Genomic DNA, 708 nt, shown 5'->3' with positions numbered 1-708 from the left:
GAGCTGTCCTTCACCGCGCCCGACGGCACCGGGCACACCCTCCAGGTCTCCCGGGTGGAGGGCGGCGCGCTGTGGGCCGTGCTGGCCGACGCCACCAGCGGCCGTACGCCCGACGGCCCGTCCGACGCGACGGGGAGGCCGTCCAGCTACAGGTTCCGTTTCCTCCGCACGGAGGCCCCGGGCGCGGACGGTTCGGTGCGTGTGGACCTCAACCGGATCACGCTTCCGCCGTGCGCGTTCAACGACAACTTCCTCTGTCCTTTTCCGCCACCGGGCAACACCCTGCCGTTTGATCTCACGGCGGGGGAACGGCGGCTAAGCGGCAGTTGAGCGGCGGCTGAGCGTCGCTGCCGGGCGCGGATGGACGGATGCGGGCGAGAAGCGGACGTCCGAAAGGCGCCCTTGCGCGTCCTGATTTTCACGGCGAATACTCCATGCAGCGTTTGTCAGGAGCACGCTTTGATATCCCGATCGGGAGGAATAAGTGAGGATCAAGCGCACTACCACCAGTAGCAGCGCGGCCCGCCGGAGACGCACCAGGCTGATAGCCGCCGCGTCCGGCATGGCGGCCGCCGGAGCTCTCATGGTTCCGGTTTCAGCAGCCGCCGACGCTCCGACCACGTACAGCGCAAGCGAACTCAAGGCCGTGGGCGACGCCGTGCTCGAAGCCGACGTGGCGGGCACCGCGTGGTACGTCGACAAGAAGAC

2 protein-coding genes are annotated in these 708 nt (G+C 68.5%); both read left to right on the top strand.

The window, feature by feature from the left end; all coding sequences use genetic code 11:
* Positions 1–330, top strand: a 330-nt coding sequence (locus J0695_RS43100) for a DUF1684 domain-containing protein (protein ID WP_206970237.1), incomplete at its 5' end; no start/stop codon positions are given.
* A 154-nt stretch (positions 331–484) separates the two neighbouring features.
* The coding region (locus J0695_RS43095) for an alpha-lytic protease prodomain-containing protein (RefSeq protein WP_505383657.1) at positions 485–708 on the top strand (224 nt) is incomplete at its 3' end.

The organism is Streptomyces beijiangensis (genome assembly GCF_017315755.1).
In the GTDB taxonomy this organism is placed as follows: domain Bacteria; phylum Actinomycetota; class Actinomycetes; order Streptomycetales; family Streptomycetaceae; genus Streptomyces; species Streptomyces beijiangensis.
This window is presented reverse-complemented; position numbering and strand designations above follow the sequence as displayed.